This is a genomic window from Mesomycoplasma ovipneumoniae, assembly GCF_024758565.1.
GTDB lineage: Bacteria > Bacillota_I > Bacilli_A > Mycoplasmatales > Metamycoplasmataceae > Mesomycoplasma > Mesomycoplasma ovipneumoniae_B.
On the sequence record NZ_CP079199.1, the window covers coordinates 881416 to 904439 of the forward strand.

Annotated in this window: 18 protein-coding genes; 12 read left to right on the forward strand and 6 right to left on the reverse strand. The window is 27.4% G+C overall.

The genetic code is table 4. The features are described 5' to 3' along the window. Nucleotides 1–644: 644 nt before the first annotated feature. Nucleotides 645–4655, reverse strand: a complete 4011-nt coding sequence (locus KW512_RS03220; RefSeq protein ID WP_258841362.1) for a ZmpA/ZmpB/ZmpC family metallo-endopeptidase — start codon at nucleotides 4653–4655, stop codon at nucleotides 645–647. Nucleotides 4656–4995: 340 nt separating this feature from the next. Here KW512_RS03220 and KW512_RS03225 point away from each other — a divergent pair, with 340 nt between their 5' ends. From KW512_RS03225 to KW512_RS03260, 8 genes are read left to right on the forward strand one after another with little or no spacing between them, the layout of a single operon-like run. Further along, nucleotides 4996–5652: a ribulose phosphate epimerase gene (locus KW512_RS03225; RefSeq protein WP_258841363.1), complete on the forward strand. Its 657-nt coding sequence runs from the start codon at nucleotides 4996–4998 to the stop codon at nucleotides 5650–5652. Beyond that, nucleotides 5639–6262 carry a hypothetical protein gene (locus KW512_RS03230; RefSeq protein ID WP_258841364.1) on the forward strand — a complete coding sequence of 208 codons (624 nt, stop codon included), beginning with the start codon at nucleotides 5639–5641 and terminating at the stop codon, nucleotides 6260–6262. Before KW512_RS03225 ends, KW512_RS03230 begins: the two co-directional genes overlap by 14 nt. Beyond that, nucleotides 6255–6923, forward strand: coding sequence for a hypothetical protein (locus KW512_RS03235; protein WP_258841365.1), 669 nt, complete (start codon nucleotides 6255–6257; stop codon nucleotides 6921–6923). Before KW512_RS03230 ends, KW512_RS03235 begins: the two co-directional genes overlap by 8 nt. Next, complete coding sequence (locus KW512_RS03240) at nucleotides 6923–7237, forward strand: hypothetical protein (RefSeq protein ID WP_258841366.1); 315 nt, start codon at nucleotides 6923–6925, stop codon at nucleotides 7235–7237. Before KW512_RS03235 ends, KW512_RS03240 begins: the two co-directional genes overlap by 1 nt. Next, the gene (locus tag KW512_RS03245) at nucleotides 7224–7679 is read left to right on the forward strand and encodes a PTS sugar transporter subunit IIA (protein ID WP_258841367.1); all 456 of its coding nucleotides are present in this window, start codon (nucleotides 7224–7226) and stop codon (nucleotides 7677–7679) included. The genes KW512_RS03240 and KW512_RS03245 overlap by 14 nt, the downstream gene beginning before the upstream one ends. Continuing rightward, nucleotides 7669–7944: a PTS sugar transporter subunit IIB gene (locus KW512_RS03250; RefSeq protein WP_010321201.1), complete on the forward strand. Its 276-nt coding sequence runs from the start codon at nucleotides 7669–7671 to the stop codon at nucleotides 7942–7944. Before KW512_RS03245 ends, KW512_RS03250 begins: the two co-directional genes overlap by 11 nt. Before the next feature lie 16 nt (nucleotides 7945–7960). Next, a complete protein-coding gene (locus tag KW512_RS03255) occupies nucleotides 7961–9481 on the forward strand; it encodes a PTS ascorbate transporter subunit IIC (protein WP_258841368.1) in 1521 nt (506 codons plus the stop codon). After that, nucleotides 9456–11399 (forward strand): transketolase family protein, encoded by a 1944-nt coding sequence (locus KW512_RS03260; protein WP_258841369.1) that lies wholly within the window; start codon nucleotides 9456–9458, stop codon nucleotides 11397–11399. Before KW512_RS03255 ends, KW512_RS03260 begins: the two co-directional genes overlap by 26 nt. Nucleotides 11400–11664: 265 nt before the next feature. On the opposite strand, the gene KW512_RS03265 is transcribed toward KW512_RS03260, so the two are convergent. From KW512_RS03265 to KW512_RS03275, 3 genes are all read right to left on the reverse strand, one after another. Beyond that, complete coding sequence (locus KW512_RS03265) at nucleotides 11665–12843, reverse strand: IS3 family transposase (RefSeq protein WP_258841370.1); 1179 nt, start codon at nucleotides 12841–12843, stop codon at nucleotides 11665–11667. Between the two features lie 129 nt (nucleotides 12844–12972). Beyond that, a complete protein-coding gene (locus KW512_RS03270) occupies nucleotides 12973–13968 on the reverse strand; it encodes an IS30 family transposase (RefSeq protein WP_258841371.1) in 996 nt (331 codons plus the stop codon). Between the two features lie 523 nt (nucleotides 13969–14491). Continuing rightward, complete coding sequence (locus tag KW512_RS03275; protein ID WP_258841372.1) at nucleotides 14492–14827, reverse strand: hypothetical protein; 336 nt, start codon at nucleotides 14825–14827, stop codon at nucleotides 14492–14494. A 93-nt stretch (nucleotides 14828–14920) separates the two neighbouring features. Here KW512_RS03275 and KW512_RS03280 point away from each other — a divergent pair, with 93 nt between their 5' ends. After that, on the forward strand, nucleotides 14921–15388 hold the full coding sequence (locus KW512_RS03280; protein ID WP_258841373.1) for a hypothetical protein: 468 nt from the start codon (nucleotides 14921–14923) through the stop codon (nucleotides 15386–15388). A 187-nt stretch (nucleotides 15389–15575) separates the two neighbouring features. Here KW512_RS03280 and KW512_RS03285 read toward each other — a convergent pair whose 3' ends face one another. Both KW512_RS03285 and KW512_RS03290 read right to left on the reverse strand, forming a co-directional pair. Next, nucleotides 15576–16523: a hypothetical protein gene (locus KW512_RS03285; protein WP_258841374.1), complete on the reverse strand. Its 948-nt coding sequence runs from the start codon at nucleotides 16521–16523 to the stop codon at nucleotides 15576–15578. A gap of 433 nt (nucleotides 16524–16956) precedes the next feature. Beyond that, a complete protein-coding gene (locus KW512_RS03290; RefSeq protein WP_258841375.1) occupies nucleotides 16957–18075 on the reverse strand; it encodes a hypothetical protein in 1119 nt (372 codons plus the stop codon). Between the two features lie 275 nt (nucleotides 18076–18350). Between KW512_RS03290 and KW512_RS03930 the strand changes: the two genes are divergently transcribed. The 3 genes from KW512_RS03930 (at nucleotide 18351) to KW512_RS03305 (ending at nucleotide 22983) form a co-directional block, all read left to right on the forward strand. Next, nucleotides 18351–18461: a hypothetical protein gene (locus tag KW512_RS03930; RefSeq protein ID WP_258841376.1), complete on the forward strand. Its 111-nt coding sequence runs from the start codon at nucleotides 18351–18353 to the stop codon at nucleotides 18459–18461. A gap of 266 nt (nucleotides 18462–18727) precedes the next feature. Continuing rightward, nucleotides 18728–19921, forward strand: coding sequence for a DNA cytosine methyltransferase (locus KW512_RS03300; protein ID WP_258841377.1), 1194 nt, complete (start codon nucleotides 18728–18730; stop codon nucleotides 19919–19921). Between the two features lie 17 nt (nucleotides 19922–19938). Next, a complete protein-coding gene (locus KW512_RS03305; protein WP_258841378.1) occupies nucleotides 19939–22983 on the forward strand; it encodes a DUF262 domain-containing protein in 3045 nt (1014 codons plus the stop codon). Nucleotides 22984–23024: the final 41 nt, after the last annotated feature.

A 23024-nucleotide genomic window follows, 5' to 3' on the forward strand; every position in this document is an offset into this window, starting at 1 on the left:
TGACTTAAAATCTTAAGTTTTATTATTTTAAATTTAACCTTTTGCAAAAAAAAAAAAAAAATGCTTGGTTTAAAAAAATTTTAGGTTATAATTAGACTCACTAAGAATAAATTAATAAATTTTGATATTGAATTAAGGAGGAATTAGTTATGTTTTTGGCACAATAAACTCAGATAATACCATTTTTTCCATTATGGCTTTAAATATAATGGAATGCCTTAAATTTGACCGTTTAGAAATCTACAAATTTATGGCTTTTAATTATTGTTCTTTCAAAACTTCATATATTTTTTTAGGCTCAATGTAAGTAAAAACGAGTTTTCTATTTACATTGAGTTTAAATAGTAGTTGTATTTTTTTGTGATTTTTGTTGTTTTGTCATAAATTGATTCTTGCCAGGAATATTCAATATTTTGTGTTTTAAGTTAAAATTTTAGCTTTTTTAGTTTGTTTTATTTGATTAATAAGTAGATTTTGCTTTCATGAGTGTTAGATTTAAAATTTAGTGCTTTTGCTTTGATAGTTATTTTTTCTGGGTTTGCCAAAAAAGTTAAAAAAGTGCCCAAAACAATAAACCAGGACAAAAAGCCAACAGCTTAGTGTTAATTTTTTTGTCCTGGTTTAATTTTAGTTAACACTTCTAATTAGTCATTAAATATTGATTTGCGATACTCGTTGGTTTCCTTATTCACGGCAACATGAATTCTAACTCTTATTGTGGTTATTAAATCAAAATTATCAATAAAAACTTTTTTTAAGTCTTCAAAAGATTTTATTTCGTACTTTTGACTATTAAAATCAAAACTAAATGGCTTTAATTTATTGAGTTTATTTTTCCTTTGTCTATACATATCTTTTTTAAAATCACTAAAAGATTTGTATTTATCACCGAAAATCATTTTTAAAACATGAGTATCACTACCTTTGACAAGTCCTTCTGGCACATTAGTTTGTTTATTTGATTTGGCAGAAATATAAGGAATCATTCCGCCATAATAACCTTTTTCGGCAAGAAGTTCAAATGCAACCCTTCTAAAATTGAGCCCACCAGAGACCCCCTCTGTATTTTCAAGTATTCCAAAATATGGGTTAAAGAAATTTACTGTATAGTAATTATTATGTCCAAATGATGTAACCAAGTCTCCTGAAACATTCGCGCCAACAATATTTTTGTCAACTAAATCATCAATTGAATTTATCGAGTTAAATTCAGAACTTTGGACTCTAGATAAAATATCATTTTTTGTAAAACCACCACTTCCGAGTTGGATTTTTCTGTAATCATCAGTGTTTGATGACTTTTTGGCAATTATTGCCTCAGCTTGCGCTAAGTCTAAAACATAAATTAAGTCAAACAAATTTTTATAGTATTTTTCCAAATCAGCTAAATTACTAAATCTTTCTGGACTTGAATTACGGACTAATTGCTGACCACCTCCGTATTTTTCAATAAAATTAAAGGCTAAATCTCCATCTCCGCCACCGTAAGGTGCCTGAAACATTCCTCGCGCAAAAGATTCAGCCCGATGACCAAATCGTTTTCCATATCCGTCAAGCAAAATATCATTATCAAAAGCATGAGTACTTTCATGTGAAAATATCGATTTTGCGTATTTTGTTAATATTTTTGTCCCATCAAAATACATAAGTTTTTTATTTCCACTCGGAACAAAAGCAGCATAATTCTTATTTCTTAATGATAATCAATGACCAACAGGCAAAGAATAAGCTTTAACGCCAGGTTCATTTTTTGGACCAAAAGTATCATAAACATCAACTATATGATTTTGCATAGTTTTTTTTGATTTTTCATTTAAAATTCGGTATAAAACATCATAGTAACCTTGAGCCGCCTCAGCAAATTCTCTGATTTGTGGTTTTAATGATTCACTTGAAGAAAAATATTTGGAAAATAATCCTGAAATATTGCTATTTGTTGTAAAAATAAATCAAAGAGTATTTGGGTCTTTTACAGTCAAAAGTGGCAAAAGTTTATTAGCTTGTTCTTCTTGTTTGAATCTTTCGATCATTGGCTTATTTACTGATGTATCGGATTTACTTTCGACTTTTATAATATAAGCTTTTGTCAGTGAATCAAAATATTTGTCGATAGTTTGGCCTTCTTGCTTAAATAAATTATAATTATATTCAATAAAATCACCAACTGAATTTGGTTTTAAATATTTTGTAAAAACATCGCGATAACCATTTGCAGTTTTGTCAGCTTTTAGATTAATAAAGTCCAATTTTCCAATGTCTTTTAACAATGATAGACTATCATTTGATTTTCCATAAATTCCTAGAGAGTACAATAATTTATCTTTAAAATCCCAAATTGAGTATCAACGGTGCAGATAATTTAGACCAATATAGATAGAATTTTTTTCTTTTTCTAATTCTTTTTTATAAAATTCAGTAAATTTAGAGTCATTTAAATCAAAAATATCAATATTATTTGAAACTGAATTAATTATATTTTCCAAGTCATTTTTAACTTCAGTCTCATGTTGGTCAATAAAAAGTTGTTCTTTTATTGGACTATTGTCAACAAAATTATTTTGTGTATCAAAAATTGAATTATCAGATAAATTAATATTTTTTAAAAGACTTATTAAACCAGAAACTAATTCAGTTTTTTTATCAGATATTAAAATATTTGGATGCACAATAAGTTTAACGCCGTTATTTTCAAAAGAAAAGTCAATAATTCCGTCAGTGTTTTGGTTAAAACTATCTATTTTGAAATCTTCTTTTTGGCCATCGCCAAAGTAAATTCTTAGTTTGTTGACCTTTGATTTTTCGCTGGCAAGATTTTTTACTAAATTTTGATTGTCATAAAATTCAAATCCAAGTAAATTTTTTCTGTAAAGGTTAGAATTTTTATCAACTTTATGGGCATAATTCATTATTGTATAACGATCATAAAACGGCAAAAGTTTTGCAAAATTTGAATAAGCAATGCTAAAATCAGACTGATATCCTTTTAAATACGAAAAATTTAAAGTTTTTAGCTTAATATTTTGATTATTTAAATTTTTCCATTTTTTTGCAACTTCATTAAAAGTATTTTCATTTATTATATTGAGTCAAGAAAAACTTTCATTAACAGAATTATTAACAAAGTTTATATTTTTAAACAATTTTTGATAGTCAAAAAAACTTGATTCATAAAAGTTACCAAAAATTGGTTTTGCATTGAAAAAATTTATCTTTGCATAAATATTTTCAACACTTCCAGTATCAGGGTGATCCTTGGTTCCATTTGTGGAAACCAAACCGATTAGTCCGCCAGAATTAGCAAATTCATCAGGGCCATTATTTAAAACATTTCCTTCAATTACAATGTTTTTTAAGGATGAATTTTGGCCTAACTCGCCAACAATTCCGCCAAGTTTATCGGAATTTATTAATTTAGAGGTGATGTTTATATTTGCATAAGAATTCTCAATTGAACTTCCTCTTATTACTATTCCGCTAAGGCCGCCGGCAGATTGGGAAGAATAAACATTTCCATGAAAACTTGAGTTTTTCATAATAGAATTATTATCCAGCACACCGATAATTCCGCCTACCATTTTTGGACCTTTAATATCGCCAAAAAGATGAACGTTATTAACTGTTGAACCCGATGAAAAATTTGCGATGGCCCCAATTTCGTTTTGTGAATTATTTAATGACTTAATTTTGAGATTTTTAAAATTAATATTTTGTATTATTGCATTATTTAAATTGTCAAAAAGCGGCTTTTTTAAATCGTAAATAGTAAAATTTTTGTCTTCTACACTTTCTAAAGTTCCAGAAAAATAAACATTTTCTAAATAGGATTTGGCATTGAAACCTATTTCTGTATTTTCTGCAGAAATATCATTTGCTAATTTAAAATTTCCCGAGGGATTTGCACTAATTTCACTAATTAATTGTTCAAAAGTCGTGATTAAACCTGTTGCATTTTTAGTTTTAGGAATATAAATATCAAAAGTAGAACTAACTGTTCCATTATTTAAAATATTTATGAAATTTTGGCTAAATTCACCAGCAAATTTATAATAATTACCTTCATCTTCAACAGCTTTTACATTCAATCACACATTTTTTAGCAAATCTTCTGAATTTAATTTGATTTTATAGTTTTTTAAATCAGAATCTACATTATCAACTGAAAGTAGCTTTACATATTTGCCTTGATTGTTGAAATGATATAAATTTGCAGAATTTATATTTTTAAATTCAATTTTTGATCCATTTATTTTTGAAGAAACACTATCAATTTCAGCTTGTTTATTTACTAAAAAGGTTTTATCTTCAAAAATAGTAGAGACATTAATATTTTGTTCTGTGCTTTCTTGGTTTGAATTATTATCTTGTCTTGGGATAACTTGTTCTTGATTATCTGCATCATTTTTTGCTTCTTCATTTTTAGAAGCATCTTTTTTAGCTTCATTTTTAGAATCTTCATTCGTAGAATCATTCTTAGAAGAATCATTCTTAGAAGCATTTTCAGCATCTTTTTTAGAATCATTTTTAGATTCTTCATTCTTAGAAGTAGTAGGCTTTTTATCCACTTCACTTTTACAAGCTGTGATAATAACTATTGGTGATAATGATAGGAAAACTAGACTAGCACTAACTTTCTTTAGCAAAAGAAATTGTTTCATAATTTTCCCCCAAAAAAATTAAATAATTATACATAATTGTAACATAGAAATATAAGAATTACACAAATATGAAAAGTCAAAAAAATCCTTATTTTTACAGCTATTTTGCATTATAAACCCTTAGTTTTTGGCTGTAAATTTGTATTGTTTCATTTTGTCACACCTTTTTTGAAAGTGCCAAAAATTAATATACTAATTTAAACATTATTTCCTGTTTTTTGTAGAAAACAAATGATTTTTTAATTTTTTTTGGTTAGAATGAAAAAAATTTTAAAAATGCTAACAAAAAAAAAAAAAAAAGTAAAATTTAATTAACTACAAAAATCGTGAATGGGGTTTAATGTTGGAATACTCACAAAGCATTAGCGCACTTAACATTTTTAAAGTGATTAAAATTTTAACAAAACTGCAAAATAACGGCTTAAAATACAGCCATATTGATTTTGTTGATCAAATTTATGCTCCAAATTTTGGACTAAACTACCAAATTGCAAATTATTTAATAAAATTATTCCCTAATATTGAATTTGATGCACATTTAATGTGCAAAAATTCGCTTGAAAAAGTTGAAAAATTAGTTCAAATAGGTTTTAAAACAATTTTTTTACCAGCTGAACAAGTTTCAAAAACTGATTTTGAACGGCTAAATCAGCTTTATTCGAATATAAATTTTGGCTTAATGATTCAGGCCAATCAAAAAATTCAAGACTTTAGTGAAATAATTTCTTGTTCAAAGGTTATTTTATTAATGACAATAGATAAAATTGGCGGAGTTGGCGAGCCTTTAAATCAGCAACTTTTTTCAAAAATTGAGCAAATTCGCTCGATAAATAAAAAAATTAAAATTTACACTGATGGAGGATTGCGCAAGGAAAATTGAATTGAGTTTGAAAAATGAAAAGTTGATGTTGCAATAGGAGGTAGCATAATTTTTTCATATCCAAATTTTTCTGAATTCTCTAGACTTTGAGGAAATCAAAAAAATGCCCTTAATTAATATTGTTTTGTATTCAACGGTTGGGTTGCTGTTTCTTATTTTGATTTTTTTCATTTTCAAAAGATTATTTGAAAAAACCCCTGAAAAAATATCGCAACAAAAACTAATTTCGGTAGAAAAATTTACAATTGATGCACTTGAAATTATAAATGCCTCTGCGGATGTAAAAGTTATGACAAATTTGCTCTTAAAAAATCGTTTTTCAAAACTAAATTATTCAGTTTTGCCTGGTCTTATTGTCAATGAATCAAACCTTTTTTTCGTTTCTAATATTATCAATTATCAAGTTGGTATTGATAAAATAATAATTGATGAAAACATTAGTTTTTTGAAAAAAGGTAAGATTTTAAAGCAAAATTACTTTTCCAAAAGCCAATTTGAGTCACTTTTTAAATTATTAGATAAGAAATTTTCTAATTCAAAAATTGTCATTTTAGTTGATGATCGGATTGATTTTAACCAAATTGATAACAAAACTAGATTTGAAATTTGAAGCCAAGGCGAGGTTATAAAAAAACTAAGACAAAATAGTCAAAAAATTTATGTTCCCAAAAAAATAATTGATTATTTTAGCTCAATTAATCACTTTAACAAGGAGAAAAATGCTTAAAAATCTGTCTTGGTACATTTTAGCTGTTTGAATTATTTTTTTCCTTGTTCAACTTTTTATCTTTTTTATCTACAGAGTCAATCTAAAAATTAAATATTCTAAGCTAAAAATTCCAATTAAACTTGATCTTGAAACGATAAAACAAGACTTTATTAGTAAATATCAGCAAAAATTCACAATTTTATTAATTAAAGATTTTTTCTTAAAACCAATTTGAATTAGCCAAAAAATAATCAAAATTCCTAATTTTTATTTAGAAAATAACATTTATGGCGTAGTTAATTTGCTTTATTTCTATAATTTTTATCTCCTAAAGAGCAAAAAATCATTGCAAATTGATATGTTTCTTTTTTCCAGTTTTCTTATAAATTTTCATTTGAGTTTTTTATTTGCATTTTTAAGCTATTTAATTGTTAGTTTGTGTTTTTTGATTTTAACTATTTTTGTGGTATTTTTGGATTTTTTTCTAAATCAAAAAATTTATTCACAATCCTATAAAGAATCAAAGCAAATTTTACTGACAAAATTAGAAAAGGACGAATTTAAGATGGTAAATTCATATTTTAAATATAAAAAACTGGCATTTTTAAAGAAGTATTTTTTGTTTTATCCGTTTTTATTACAGAATTTTATCAACAAATTTAACGCATTGGGGAAATAATGAGAAAAAAAGAATTAAAAAAACAACTTGTTGAATTATATGACTTTGAAATGTCTCAGCTTGAAAATAAAAGCGAAATTGAACTGGAAAAATTACTGCAAAAGTCCAAAAATGAGGCAATTATTTTAAAAAATAATCCAAATAAATTTTTTTACATCAAATCAATGCCAAAACCAAAAGAAATTCAAACAAAAACAACAACAAAAGCTGGCTGAATTGTCTTTTTTGCCTTTATTGGCGTTCTTTTACTTGCTTTTGCATTATTTATGACACTCGCTTTTGTCAATACAGGAGGAAATAATGGAACTTTTTAACGAAAAAATGACTAAATTTTGCAAAATTCAAAACTGAAAACAAGCAGTTCATGAGGGCGTAAGGGTCTTAGTTGAAAATAAAAAAGCAACTTTTGGTCTTGAAAAAGCAATCATGGAACAAACAGCAAAATTCGGTGCCTATTATGTACTTGAAGAAGGTGTGGCACTTTTGCATGCGCCAGTTGGCGATTATTGTCTAGAAGTTGGAACTTCAATTTTAGTCTTAAATGAAATGATCACTTTTAACAACCAAAAAGATAAAAAAGCAAAAATTATTATTACTTTGTCTGCGTCAAATTCTGATGACCATATTGAATTAATTCAAGAATTTGGCCTCTTTTTTGGTAATTCAGATTTCAAAAAAGAAATTTATGCTTCTAGAACAATTAAAGAATTTTATCAAATTATTAATAAATACCGAGGTATAAAAAATGAACATTAAATGCGTTTGTGGTTCAGGACTAGGTTCATCTTTATTATTAGAGATGAATGTAAAATTTGTGCTTGATAAATTAAATGTCAATTATGATTCAGTTGAACACACTAATATTTCCAGTTTTAATTCCCGCGGGGTTGATTTAGTAGTTATTGGCGCTGATGTTGCCCCGAGTCTTGATTTTGATAAAGAAAAAATGGTAATTTTAACTAACATTTTATCAAAAGAAGAACTTGAATCCAAACTAAAAATAGCCTTAAAACTAAACTAATATGAAAGGATAACTGATGAATTTCGGTCTTTGACTTTTAGGTTTTCTAAAAGACTTTGTCGGCACACCAGCTCTGCTAGTTGGACTTTTTACACTAATTGGCGCTGTTGCAATGCGCAAAAAAGTCTCACAAATTATTGTTAGTTCTTTTAAAGTAAGTGTTGGTTTTATTATTTTAGGTGGCGGTGCTGGTGTTTTAGTTAGCTCGCTAAATTCATTCCAGCCGCTTTTCCAAAGAGTTTATAATCTAAGCGGAGTTATTCCAAATAATGATGCTTTTGCCGGCGCGCTAGCCCAGAGTTTGCCAAGTATTGCAACTTTAGGATCGCTAATTATGGTTATTGCGATGCTTTTAAACATTATTCTGGCAACTTTTTCAAGACTAAAATATGTCTATCTTTCAGGTCATGTTCTTTATTATTCTTCTTTAATGCTGGCCGCTGTTATGTACACTTCTGGCTTTGATTTTCAAAATAGTTCAGCAGATTTTGCAATGGCACTAATTGCCGGAGCAAGTATTTTAGCCCTTTATATGGTAATTTCGCCTGCAGCTCAACAAAGATATATGCGCCAAATTACCGGAACAAACGAAATTGCCCTAGGCCACACCGGCGGATTTGGTTATGCCCTTTCTGGTCTAATTGGCGAGTCAATTGCTAAAATTTCCAAAAAAAGTCTGCTCTCAACAGAAGAAATTAAATTTCCCCAGTCACTTTATTTTTTTCGAAACACACTAGTTTCAATTTCGCTAACTGTTTTTCTTTTTTACATTTTTGCCTTTTTACCCGCAGGAATTCTTTATGAATTAGGTCGGTTTGACGCAGTTGCTGATGCTAATGTAATTGAGATTTTATCTTCAAAAAACTGAGTTGTAACTATGATAATTTCGGCCTTTACTTTTACTGCCGGAGTTGAAATTATTCTTGCCGGAGTTAGGCTATTTGTTGGCGAATTAGTGCCGATGTTTAAAGGTTTTTCGGACAAGTTGATTAAAAATGCCAAAGTTGCCGTTGACTGTCCGGTAGTTTTTCCTTATGCGCCAAATGCAATTATTATTGGCTTTATTTCCTCTTTTTTAGCAGGAATAATTGGACTTTTTATTACACTAGGACTTGGCTATGGCGCTCTAATTCCGGCAATAATTCTTCCAGGACTAGTTCCACATTTCTTTTTAGGGGCAACTTCTGGTGTTTTTGGCAACGTAAAAGGTGGAATCTGAGGGGCTATTATTGGACCTTTTGTTGGCGGACTAATTATTACATTTATTCCGGTGTTTTTTGCCCTTGGAAATTGAACACCGCTTGAGACAAACTCACTTGGTGATTTAATTACCGCCGGCGGAGCCACAAAACAATCGCTAATTAGTCTTAACTGAGGCGATACAGACTATTTTATTGGCTATATTCCCGGAATTCTTGGGCTAATTCCTAAAGTTGGAAAATATGTAATTCTAGCTTTTAGCATTTTAGTTTATTTGATTTTTATTATCGACGGAGTTATCAAAAAATACCATGGAAAACGAGCAAAAACTGCCTAATTTAAAGCTTTTTTTAGCAACAATGCGCACAATTGCCCTTGATTCAATTAATAATGCTGGCGGTGGTCATATTGGTATGGCCCTTGGGGCAAGCGAAATTTTTTATAGCCTAATTGGTCAAAATTTAAATTTTAGCCCGCTAAATCCAAAGTGAATTAATCGCGATCGCTTTGTTTTATCAGCAGGCCATGGTTCAATGGGACTCTATAGTCTTTATCATTTAATGGGTCTAATCTCCCTTGAAGATATTAAAAATCATAAACAACTAAATTCAAAAACGCCATCTCACCCCGAGGTTGATAAATTAGAATATATTGATGCCTCAACTGGACCGCTAGGCCAAGGAGTGGCAATGGCTGTCGGGATGGCACTTGCCGAAAAAAGACTGGGACAAAAATTTAATCAAAATGATTTAAAAATTATTGACCATTTTACTTATGTCTTATGTGGCGATGGCGATTTTCAAGAAGGTGTTGCCTTAGAAGCCCTAGCTTTTGCCGGCACAAATAAACTGTCAAAATTAATAATTGTCCACGATTTTAACAACATTCAAATTGATACAAGCGCTGTTCAAGTTAATAATCTTGATTTTGCCAATTTTTTTAAATCAATGGGCTTTGATGCAATTATTTTAAAAGATAATCAAGTTGAAAATATCAATTTAGCCCTTGAAAAAGCAAGAAAATCGGACAGACCTGTTTATATCCAAGTTCCAACTATTATTGCCTTTGGAACAGAATTTGCCAATTCAAACAAAGGTCATCATGGATCAATCAGTGCTAAAAAAAGCTATGAATTCAAAGCTAATTTGGGACTAGAGAAGCTTGATCCTTTTCAATACGACCAAAAAGCCTATGAAATAGGCACTGATTTATTAGAGCCAAAAAATCAAAAATACTTAGACTGAGAAAAAAATTTTAGTATTTATAAACAAAAATATCCACTTCTTGGACAAAGATTTGAAAACTTCCTTAAAAATAAAGAACTTTTTAATTTAGCAGGACTAACTTTTGCTAAAAATAACTTAGCAATTCGGGATTATGTTGAGCAAATTATCCAAAAAATTGACAAAAGTGACTTACTTGTTTTAGGTGGATCTGCTGACCTAGGGGTTGCAACTAAAACTAAATTTAGCGGTCAAAAACTAATTGACTACGGAATTCGTGAGTTTGCAATGGCCGCAATTAACAACGGAATTTCACTTTATGCTAATTTTTATACAATTTGTTCGACTTTTTTAGTTTTTAGTGACTATGCAAAACCAGCTTTGCGTCTTGCTGGCTTAATGAATCTTGGGCCAATTTACATTTTTTCCCATGACTCTTATCAAGTCGGCGGCGATGGGCCGACCCACCAGCCTGTTGAGCAACTGGCAATGCTAAGATCAATCCCAAATTTTTTAGTAATTCGGCCTTGTGATGAATTTGAAACAATTTTTGCCTTTAACTACGGCCTAAATTCAAAAAATCAACCAGTTGCAATTATCTCAACAAGACAACCTTTGGAGTCTTGCAACAAAAATCTTGAAAAAATTGACTCAGCTTACTATATTCAAAAAACTGAATCAGCTAAAATAAATATACTCGCCTCTGGCTCAGAGGTTGGGCTTGCCAAAAAGCTAATTGATAAATTAGGGCAAAATCAAATTTTTGCTAATTTGATTTCAGTTCCAATTTTACAAAATTTAGTTGAAAATTCACTACTGATTAAAAAATTAGAATTAGAAAAGTTGCCTATTTTTGCCATTGAGGCTTCAAATGATCCTTTGTGATTTAAATTAGCTACTGTCCAAAAATTTTCTGGACATTTTGCTAGTGGCTTTGGCGAGTCAGCTCCAGGAGACATTGTTTATGAATTAAAAGGTTTCAATGTTGATTATTTATTTGAAAAAGTTTTAAAATTTTTACAAAATAAGTAAATTTAAAATAAACTTTAAAAAATTTGGTTTATAAAACTCTCTAAAGTTAAATTAATATTAGAAATTCAGACAGGTTAGCTAGCCTGTCTGAATTTTATTCTGATAATTAAAACAAAAAAATACTAAAATTTAAACTAAAATAGTCTTGTTTTGTCTATATTTTATTAGGTTACAAATTGAAACCTGAGTTTCCCAGTTTGATAAGGTAATTTCAAAAAAGCATCCGGTTTAAACTAGGACAAGAAAAATTAACAGTTTAATATTATTATAACATCATAGCATATTGCTGTGGTGTTTTTCAATTTAAAATCGATTGAATTCTATAGTTGTTGTATCAAAATATATAATCTGCAATTATTTTTTTCAGATCTTCTAAAGTTATTTTACTGTAATCTAACTCGTTTAAGCATTCACTTTTTATAATTGAAAATCAGTATTCAGCCTCCCTATTATCTAATGAATTTCCTATACGAGACAACGAAACAGTTCCTCCCATTTTATTTATTTTGTCAATATAGATTTTTGAAGTGTATTGAAATCCATGGTCTGAATGAATAACAAAATCTTTATCAATAGACCTAAATGTCTTTATATTGTTCATAACTAAATTAAGATCATTGCTTACAGATAATTTAAAATCTCTGATTTTTTTAGTTTTATGCTCAATTATTACAGACAAAAATACGTGGCTTTCCTTAACATCTCTGGGAGCTTTTATATATGTAACATCAGTAGCAAAAATATTTCTATTTAATTTATCATTGTAGTCGCGTTTAACAATATCCGGCAGTGCGAATTTGGTATTCTTAATTTCGCTCTTTCTTCTTTTTTTTCTAATTTTGCATACTAAATTCAATCTATTTAAATGTCTTCCAAGACTTCGAGGGTGAATGTTAATATTATATTTTATATAAATATAAGCACTCAACCTTAAGCGACCATATCTACCTTTGTTATCAAGAAAGGATTTTTTAATTATTGCGTCATTTTCGTGCTCTTTTACTTTTATAACTCTAGTTTTAGATTTTGCCACTGATTGTCTGCATACATTAAAAATTTTTGCAGATTTGCTGTAGGGAATATTTAGTGTTTTGGCTTCACTAAGTTTTCCTGATTTTGATTTATCTTTGTTGGTTTCGTAATATCTCTTAGCTATTTCTATTAATTCTTCTTTTGTAAATTCGTTTCAATCGGGTTCAATTTGTTTTTTAGGTTTGCCACTCCCTGGCTTTCTTCTTGCACCCTTTTTATCTAATAATTGATCTTGCATACCATTATTATAATACCTAATAATTTTTTTGATTCTTCGAACTAGTTGACTTCTGGTTATAAAATTTGTATCTGGCGAAATATCATTTATATAATTTATTGTTTGTTTTAATCCAAATTCATTATAAATTTTATAAATCATATCAAACTCGTCTTTTTTAAAGTGTCTTGACATTACTATTCTCCCTTTGTTGCATTTGAAAATTTAAAAAAGCTAACACTTTGCGTGTTAGCTCCCAAATTAAAAATATAAATGCAACACATAGATATTTTTGAAATCGCCAAACGGCGATTTTTTTAAATCTTAAATAACTAAGTTATCATTAAAGACCTCTAAAGCGGATTTTCAATTAAAAATTTCCCTAGGCATTGAGTTAATTTTACTGATTGTATTTTGTAAATCATCATCACTAATTAGGTTGAAATCAAAACCTTTTGGATAAAATCTTCTAATTAATCCGTTTGCATGCTCATTAGAACCTCTTTGAAATGAAGCATATGGTTCTGCTTTATAAATTATTACTTTTAATCAATATGCCAATATCGCAATTTCCTCAAATTCAATTCCATTGTCGCAAGTGATAGTTTTGATATGTAAATTATTTTCATTTGCAAGATCTTTGATGGCTTTATTGATGGCTCTAGGATTTTTATTTCGCACTTTTTTAGCAAATAATTTTCTAGTTTTTCTTTCTACTAAAGTTAGGATATTATCATGTCCGCTGGCCTTTTTCCCAACTACTAAATCTAGCTCTCAATGTCCAAAATCTTGCCTAGAATCTATGGATTTATCACGTGCTCAAATGGGTTTTACATAACCTTCTGGAACTAATCTTTGCACGGCATTTCTGGTTCTTTTTCCACCTTTTTTGTAATATTTTCTGAGTCTGTCACTCCTAACTAATACCCATTTATTAGTTTTGATTCAGTTAAAAACAGTCTTTAAAGATGGCCTTTCAATGTTCGGGAAATTTTCTGCTATATAAAAATATGTCGCTTTAACTCCATGGACTTTTTTGTCATATTTTATTGCAAAAATTTTGCTAAATTCCTCATATTTTCCTAACACAACAAATCTAAAATAATACCTATGATAATATCTTTTTCGCCTTTTTGTTATTGCCAAATTAGCTTCATAAATTCCATATTCATTTAGATTTCTTTTAATTTCTCTTGATACAGTTGAGGGTGCAACATTGAGTTGCCTAGCAATAAATCTAATACTTTTGTTCTGCTGCAATAAAAACTCAATTTTTACTAAATCTTCAAAACTAAAATGTTTAAATTTTCTTTTTTCCATGATACTCCAAAAATAAAAAAATGCAAGTATAATATTATTATACTATACGTTGCATTTTTATCTTCGATTTAGGAGCTAACACTTTGCGTGTTAGCTTTCTCCATAAACTCGAACAAAAAAGCCAACACGTTAGTGTTAATTTTTCTTGTCCTAGTTTAAAATCCGCGTTTTTTGGCGCTAAAACCTTAATTTTTATTATTTTAAAATTAAGCCATTGTAAAAAAAAAAAAAAAAAAATGCTTGGCCTAGAAAAAAATTCTGTTATAATTAAACTCACTTAAGAATAAATTAATAAATTTTGTATTGAATTAAGAGGGATTAGTTATGTTTTTGCCATAAAAAATCAGCAAATGCGAATTATCCATTATGTTTTTAAATATGATGGAATGCCTTAAATTTATCCGTTTAGAAATCTATATAAATTTAGGGCTTTTAGTTATTGTTCTTTCAAAACTTCATATATTTTTTTAGGCTCAATGTAAATAAAAACGAGTTTTCTATTTGCATTGAGTTTAAATAGTAGTTATATTTTTTTTATGATTTTTGCCAGTTGGTTTTTAAGACTAAACAAGTCTTTTAAGTTTTGTAAAGTTGAACTTAAGTTAATTTCCTTAGTGGAAATTTCAAATTTTTTGACTAATTGGTCAATATCAGTTTTGTCGCTGCTCATATCACGAATAGGCATAATAAGACCTAAATGCGAATTAGGGAAAGCTTTTTTTCCTAAAAATGAAACAAGTGCAGAGCCAACTCCACCAGAAATACAAAAAATCACGCCTTTTTTATTTGTTTTTTTAGTCTTGGCAATTCATTTTATAATATAATATATATAATTATTTATTTGTGCATTATTTTTCATAATTAGAATAATTTCTTGTATGATTATAGTGCAAAAATAATTTTTTAGTATAAATTTCCATATATAATATACAATTTTTCCAGGAGGATATAGATGGCTTATCAAAACAATACCGCTCAATTATTAAAATCAACTAAATCATGAGCAAATATATTATTAATTATTCGTATAGTTAAATTTGCTTTAGGTGTTATAACACTTATTTTACTTTTTGCTGGAGGTGCTATTGGTGCAGGTCAGAGCAGCACTGACCCAGAAGATGCTAAAAAAGCTTTCTCAGCAATTTTAGAAGCAGCTACGTTTGTACTTGTAATGTTTGGTTTTTGGTGTGTATTAGCATTTGTTTATTGAATTTTATTAATTATTTCCCCTTTTAAATTAAATGATCTACCAATGCGAATGAACCTAAAAAATCCTCACTTTATTTCAAAGTTTAAGCTAATTTTTGGACTTTCTATTGTTGCAATTTTTATTCCTTTAATTAGTATAATTTATCTTATTATGCTTAGATCATTTATTTCAAAGTCAGAAAAAGAAATTATTGAAGATTCTCTTGATTAATTTTTTGTAATACATAAGACAAAAATTTTTTTTTAAAATTAAAATAAAAAGGTGAATAAACTAAACCAGCACACTTTTTTAAGATTACATCATCAAACTAGGAAACTCGAAATATTAGAAATTCAGACAGGCTCACCAATGCCTGTCTGAATTTTATTCTAATTAATTAAAACAAAAAAACTAAAATTTAAACTAAAATAGTCTTATTTTGCTTATATTTTATCAGGTTATAAATTGAAACTATAGGAACAAAAATGTCTAAGATATACAAAATTATATAAAAACCATTTTTTGTTAGACTTGAAAAATTTGCAATATAACGCGGTACTATGTAAAAAAAATAAAGTGAAAATGCAATACTAAATAAACCAAACAAAATGCCAATACTCACTTTTTGACCAATAAGTTGATCAGTAGGTACAACTAGTAAAACTATGGCTGCTATCATAAAAAGGATAATAAAAATAAAATGAAATATATTTTTGATAATTGAGAATTTGTAAAATTCTCAATTAGTTTTGGTTTTGGATTCTTCTGTGATTATTTCTTCTTTTGTTTCTAATTCTTTTTCTATAAGCGATATGTTCGAATCAAAACTTACAGTTTTGGTGTTTCTGTAAAACAACCGACCGTAGCGTCCCAAAAAACTCGCAAAAAAAGCTAAAATAGTGGATGTTTGATTTGACTCTTCAGTTTTATCAATTGATTTATATATTTTGAACAAATGAGAAGCTAATGAAAAAAGTAAAATTCACGCAAACCAAAATGTAAAAGCAAATATTGCCCGTAGAACATCTGCAAAATTTCTAATAAAATTATTATCGATTTGCCTAATACCACTAGAGGATAACCCATATGTAAAAATTATAGCCAATAATATGGTAAAAAATAGAGTTAATAAAACAAAACGATTAATAATTTTCCATTTAGTTATTAGTTGTCTGGTAGTTCAATGATTGGCAATTGTATTTTTTGGACTAAACGAGTTGTTAATTAATAAAATCGACATAATTAAAGGGAAAAGTAAAAAAGCATTTGAAAATTGTTTAAGATTTATACCAGATTGTTTAAGAATTTTATCATCCCTTAAATTTCAAGCTAAAGAAATCCGAAAAAATAATGAAATGAAAAACAAAAAAATAGCTATTAAAAGTATCGTCGTGGATACTTTTCCAATTAAAGAGTCTAGGTCAATATTATTTTCTCTATGTGAACTCAGTCTAGGACTAAATCTAGGGGTATGTTCATATGAACTACTATATAAAACAAATAACAAAAGAAAAAACATTGTTTTAATTATTGACAAAACAAACAAAATTCAAAATTTTCTAGAATTTTTATCATTCAATTTTTTTTCTTTTATTAGATTAATTAAATTGGTCATATTTCAATTATTTTTAAATTTACCGGGTGGGTAATTTGATATTTTTTAGTTGGTTAGTTAGTATAATTTGTCTAAACGCTAAGTTTGTAAAACCAGTATATGTAAAAAGGTATTTTAAAATAAGATAATTTTTTACAATTCCTTAATAAAAAATTAATAGTAGGATATGAAATTATGATAAGAATTAAACTAAAATAGTCTTGTTTTGCTTATACTTTATTAGGTTATAAATAGAAACTGTAGGAACAAAAATGTCTAAAATATATAAAATTAGTCAAGCTCGTTTGGAATGCATGTTAACAGAATCTGCTAAATAACGAGGTCCAATGTATATAAGGTAAGTCATAGTTGAAATATTAAATAAAGTAAAGAAAATTAGACTAACACCAGTGTTACGAAAAATTTCATTTTTAGTTATAGCTAGCCACATTGTTACTGTAAAAACTATAAGAAAAATTAAATAGAATATATTTTTTACAATTGTAAATTGATAAAATTGTCGACTAATTTTGTTATTAATTACTTGTGTTTCTACTTCATTTTGACTTGCTAGTGTATTTTCTGCAATTTTTAATTTTTTAGAAAGTCTCAAAACATTTTTTCAAGCATTGAAGTAAAAAAATGGCATGAAAAAAACGTAACTAGCTGATTCCCAATAAGTTTTTTCTCTTTTGTTGATTAATCTATATATTTTAAGAGAATAGGAAGCCAAAAAATAAAATGGAATTAAAAAATAGAAAATCCCAATAAAGATTGTTATAATAACAACTTCATTAAATTCTTCAAACATTGTATTATCTGTAGCAGAGCGAAGAATTAAGGAAACAATAGCAAGTACAATCGATGAAAGTCAAAGAAGAACAACCAAATCCTTAATAAAATTAATGATTTTTCATTTAAGTATTAATTGCCTTGTAGTTCAATCATTACCAATTGAAATTTTGTCTCTAAGTGACTTAGTAATTAATAAAATTGAAGTAATTAAAGGAATAAGCGCAAAACCAATCGAATATTGCTTAACATCTAGCCCAGTTTGTCTAAAGACTTCATCATCCCTTAATTTTCAAGCAAAAAAGATACGCAAACCCAATGAGGCAAGAAACAATAATCCAAATATAAAACTTATTGTATTTTTTAATCTTCCAATTGGTGTTGCCGAATCTGATCCAATTGTTTGTTCGCCATCAACACCGCTAATACTAGTTAAAATAACACCTACAATCAAAATTATTGTTTTAAAAATCGACAATAAAAAAAGAGATATAAATTTTATGGAATTATCATAATTAAATTTTCTGTTCATTTTTAAATTAATCAAATAATGAATATTTAGCCTTTTTTTAATATACGCTTATGAATATTAATTAATTTACCCTAATTTTCCCCCGTTATAGAAAATTGTATAATTTATTATACCATAAAAATATAAGAATTATACAAACATCAAATGCTTAAAAAAATCCTTATTTTACTCATATTTTAGTATTATAAGCCCTAGGTTTTCTCACGCAATTAAACGAAGATTTTAAGCCTAAAACATTAAAAACATTATTTTATTTAAATTACAAAGCTGTTGAATTGGCTAAAGAAAATGTTTTTATTCAAGATATCAGCTACACGCAAGGTTCGTCAGGTTCTCCTCTATTTTACAAAAACAAAATTGTTGGTTTGTATAGGGTAAAAAATTAAAAAACGGCAAATTAACCCCGTTTTTTAGACTTATTGATTTAGATACTTATCAAGAAATTAAATCTGTAGTTTCAAAATTATAAACATCTCAACTTTAGTTCATAATAAAAAAAATATTTGATATTAGGCTATTTTTCCAAAAAAAGTTAATATACTGTGTATAATTTACTAATATGATAAAAATTGTTAATTTTGGAACTATATATATATATATATATATATATATATAGTTAACATTAATAAAACCCAAACAAAAAGGATTTCTAATGTCTAAGATTAAGGTATTAGAAACCTTTTCTGGAATTGGGGCGCAAGCAAAAGCTATCGCTAATTTTCAAAAAGGCAAGAAAAAATTTTTCGAAATTGTTGCCACAGTTGATTGAGATGCTCGGTCAATTATTACATATGCTCAAATACATCATAATGTTTTGTCTGATGTTGATAAAATTTTAAAAAAAAATCAACTTAGTTCACCAGAAAAAATAAATTTTTTTTTAAGAAAATTTGAATTGTCGCTAGATTCAAAAAGACCTTCACAAATAACAAGAAAAGATTTAACTTTTAAAAAAATTCTTGTGGCTTCGATTATAAAAAGCAATAATTTAGGTTCAATTATAAATTTAAATGTAGAAGAAATTAATCGCTTAGCGCCTGATTTTGTCACTTATTCTTTTCCTTGTCAAGGTCTTTCGATTGCTAACATGGGCCGTGCTAATGGTATTTTTGATAAAAATTCAACAAGTTCTCTTATTTGAAATGTTTATTCACTAATCAAGGGAATGAAAGTTAAGCCAAAGTATCTTTTAATGGAAAATGTGCCTAATTTAATATCAAAAAAATTTATTAATCAATATAAAAAGTGAAAAGAAACTTTGGAAAAAGAAGGTTATAAAACTTTTACTGCAACATTAAATGGACTCAATTTTGGTTCAATTCAAAAAAGAAATCGAGTTTTTGCTATTAGTTTTCTAAAAGAAATAAAAACACCTTTTGCCAACGACTTAGAATTTAAAAAATATATCTTAAATTTAGGTCAGGACATTTCAACCGATTTTGATAAAAGGAAACAAATTTTTCAATCAATTTTTAACTTTGATGAAAAAAATAGTGAAAATGCTGGCTTTTTAATTAATGCTACTCCATCGCGAATTATGATGGTCGAGAAGGTTGAAAAAATTAATGACTCAAAAAATTTTATTATTAGAACCTTGACAACCAAGCAAGACAGAAATCCAAATACCGGGATTATTAAATTCGAAAATAATTTAGAAAAAAAACTTAATTATCGATTTATCTCAAATCGTGAAGCTTTTTCATTAATGGGTTTTGAAAATAGTGACTTTGAAAAGTTAGAACCTTTAATTTCAAAAAATATATTAACAAAAGAATCATTATATCGCCAAGCCAGGAAATTCTATTATAGTAACAATTTTAGAAGCGCTAATAAATTTAATTTATAAGATCGACAAGGAGAATTATGGCGAAGAAAAAAGCTAATCAAAATGGAAAAAGTGCAAAAAATAATAACTTAATTCCATGAAAAATTGGTACTTCTATATTTATATATATCAAACCTTTTATAGAAGATTTAGGCCAAATAATTAACAAAAAGCATTTAGATTATAAAGTGGAACATACTAATAAAATAGTTCCTTGCTCACAATTTGCGCACAAAAAAATTACTACTAAAGATTGAAAGCGAGAAAAACACATAGCCAAGTCAACGTTTTGACAACGTGTTGCCATACTTGAAAGTCTTAAAATTGTATCTATAAATAAAAAAAATTATCCTCCTTTTATTAGGCTTAAGATTACCAAGGATTTAGTCAATTTTTACAAACAGAATCGTGATGAATGAGATGGAAATTCAACTTTTAGGCATAATCATATTAAAAATATCGCTTTAAATTCATTTGAAAAATATATATCTTCATTCAAAAAAGCAAGCAAAGCGATTGATAAAAAATTAAATTTAATTTGTTTTAATTTACTTTTATCATTTGATGCTTTGTATCTTGATAGCAAATATAAAGAAATTTTAGTAAAAAACAGTGGTAAAAATGATACTGTTATAAAAGGTGCTATTGAAAGTTTCGGTGGCTTTTGAAAACCAATAATGGAAGATATAAAAAATGATCAAGAAAGAAACATCCTCATAAGCAAAATAGAAAATTATCTACAAAAAACAATAGAAATTTTAGAAAAGGGTGAAATTAATAATCCCCAAAATTTAGTAGTTAACAGTAAAATAAAAAATAATGAGTCTAAATTCATTAACACAGAAGATTTAGAAATAAAAGACGAAAAACTAAATAAAAATAATAGCGAAGTTCTTGATATGAAAGATGAATTTGAAGTTGTCGAAGTGAAAGATGAAGACGAAGATGAAGATGTAAGCGAAAATGATGAACCAATAAAAAGTAAAACTTCTATAAATAAAAGCTGAATTAATGAAATAATGAAAACTGAAATAAAAAATAATTATATCAAAAATGATATTAATATTGATTCAGACAGAGAAAAAAGCAAAAATGTGTCTTCAGAAACAATAACAGTACAAGAATATTTACAAAAATTTCATGAGTACCAAATCTATTTACCTTTTTTTCAAAGAAATTATACTTGAGATAGTCGTCTAATAGCGAATTTTTTTGACCTAATTTTCAAGGAGTTTGATACAAAGGAAAATTTTTTATTTTTAAACACGATTATTTTTGCAGAAAAAAAAGCAAGCGAAGGGTTTTGAATTGTTGATGGGCAGCAAAGAACTGTTTCTATTCTCTTAATTTTGATTAGTATACTAAAGATGACAAGCCATCCTGACGAAAATATATTTTTAGAACAGGCGAGCATTTATCAAACAATAAGCAAAATATTGAACAACTTTTCTAAAAACAATAGCCAATATACCCCTCTGCTAGAATTTATTGAAAATAATGAAAAAATTGACGACCCTATTTTTTCTAAAAATATACAAAAAATTATAGAAAAATTATATGAAATTAAAACTAATAAAAACTCAGTAGACTGAATAAATGACTTTACAAATTTTATTTTGGATAAGGTTTTATTAACATTAATTAGAATTTCAGAAATTAAAGATAAGCAATTTGCAAAACTTTTTATTAGTATAAATGTTCAATCAAAACCAATTGACGTGGTTGATTTAATTGCTTCAAGGGTAAATGAAGAATCCCAACAAGAACAAATTCCATATGTCAAACTGATAAGACAATATTTTTATCATGGCGGAAAAAAGGAAAATAAAGATAAACTAGGCGTATTTTTACAAAATCAACAATATTTTATTAACGATGAATTTAATACCCAAAATACAGAAAATAATTTATTTTCTTTATATCAGAAACTTGATAATTTATTAAATAAATGAACAAATAACAAGGCATTAACTGAAGAAACGTTACAAACATTTGTTAAAAAGATATTAGTCTTTGAATATGGATATGTCGGACATATAAATGTTTTATCAAATCAAACAGATATAAATGACGATGGCATAAAAGTTTTAATCCAAAAATTTAAAGACACAATTCATAGAAATGAACTAGCTTTTATAAATTTACAAATCAATATGATTTCAAAAAAAGGTGCTAACAACCCCTATTCATTAATAATCGAAAGTGCAATAAAAGAATTTCAAATTTTTAATGACGGTCTAAACTTGACAAAGGAAAAAGCAAATTTAGAGTTATTTAGTTCTGTTTTATTTCAAATTGAAAAGTCTAAAATTATTTATTACAGCAATTTTCGTGGTCAATCATTAAGAAAACGAATCTATACGATAATGTCACAGCAAAAAAATAATCCAAGTTTTTTAAGAAATGACAAAGAACTTTATCACAAATTAGTAGAATCGCTAACAAACGAAAGTGATGAAGCTAATCTTGATGATTTTAGAAACTTCATAGATAAAGAAGGCAAAAATGATAAAAATTTAAAAAAAAATGTTATTTTGAGAGTGCGAATTAGCCTTAGAAAAAATGGAGAAATTCATCCAAAATATAAAAAACATTTTGAGACTGAATTTACAAGTCAATTAACGAATTTATACAATAACACAGACGATCCTATTTCAGTTGATCACTTTTTTCCACAAAAACCTAGCAAGGATTATAATATAGGATTTTTGATAAATAACGACAAAAGTTACCAAGAAAAGTATAATAAAATAGTACAAAAAATCGGAAACTTAATACTTCTTCATAAAGATACTAATTCAAGAAAGCAAAATAAAAATTCTGAACCAATCTGCCAAAATATACAAGATGTTTTGATTCAAGGCGCGGTTGATAAAAACGGAAGTAAATTAGAAAGTCTTTGTCCAAAAGATAGGCCTAAAGGTCTTTATTATAAAATTGAACCCGCTGATAAAGATCCTAAAAATCTTGAAAAATATAAAGAGGATTTTGAAAAAATTGAACAACTAATTAATAATAGAACTGAGCAAATATTCGAGATTTATTTTGAAATTTTCTTTAATAAAAGAGAAAAAACTAAATAAATTAAAGCGTTTTTTAGAGTGTTAAGTTCTATTTTTGGACT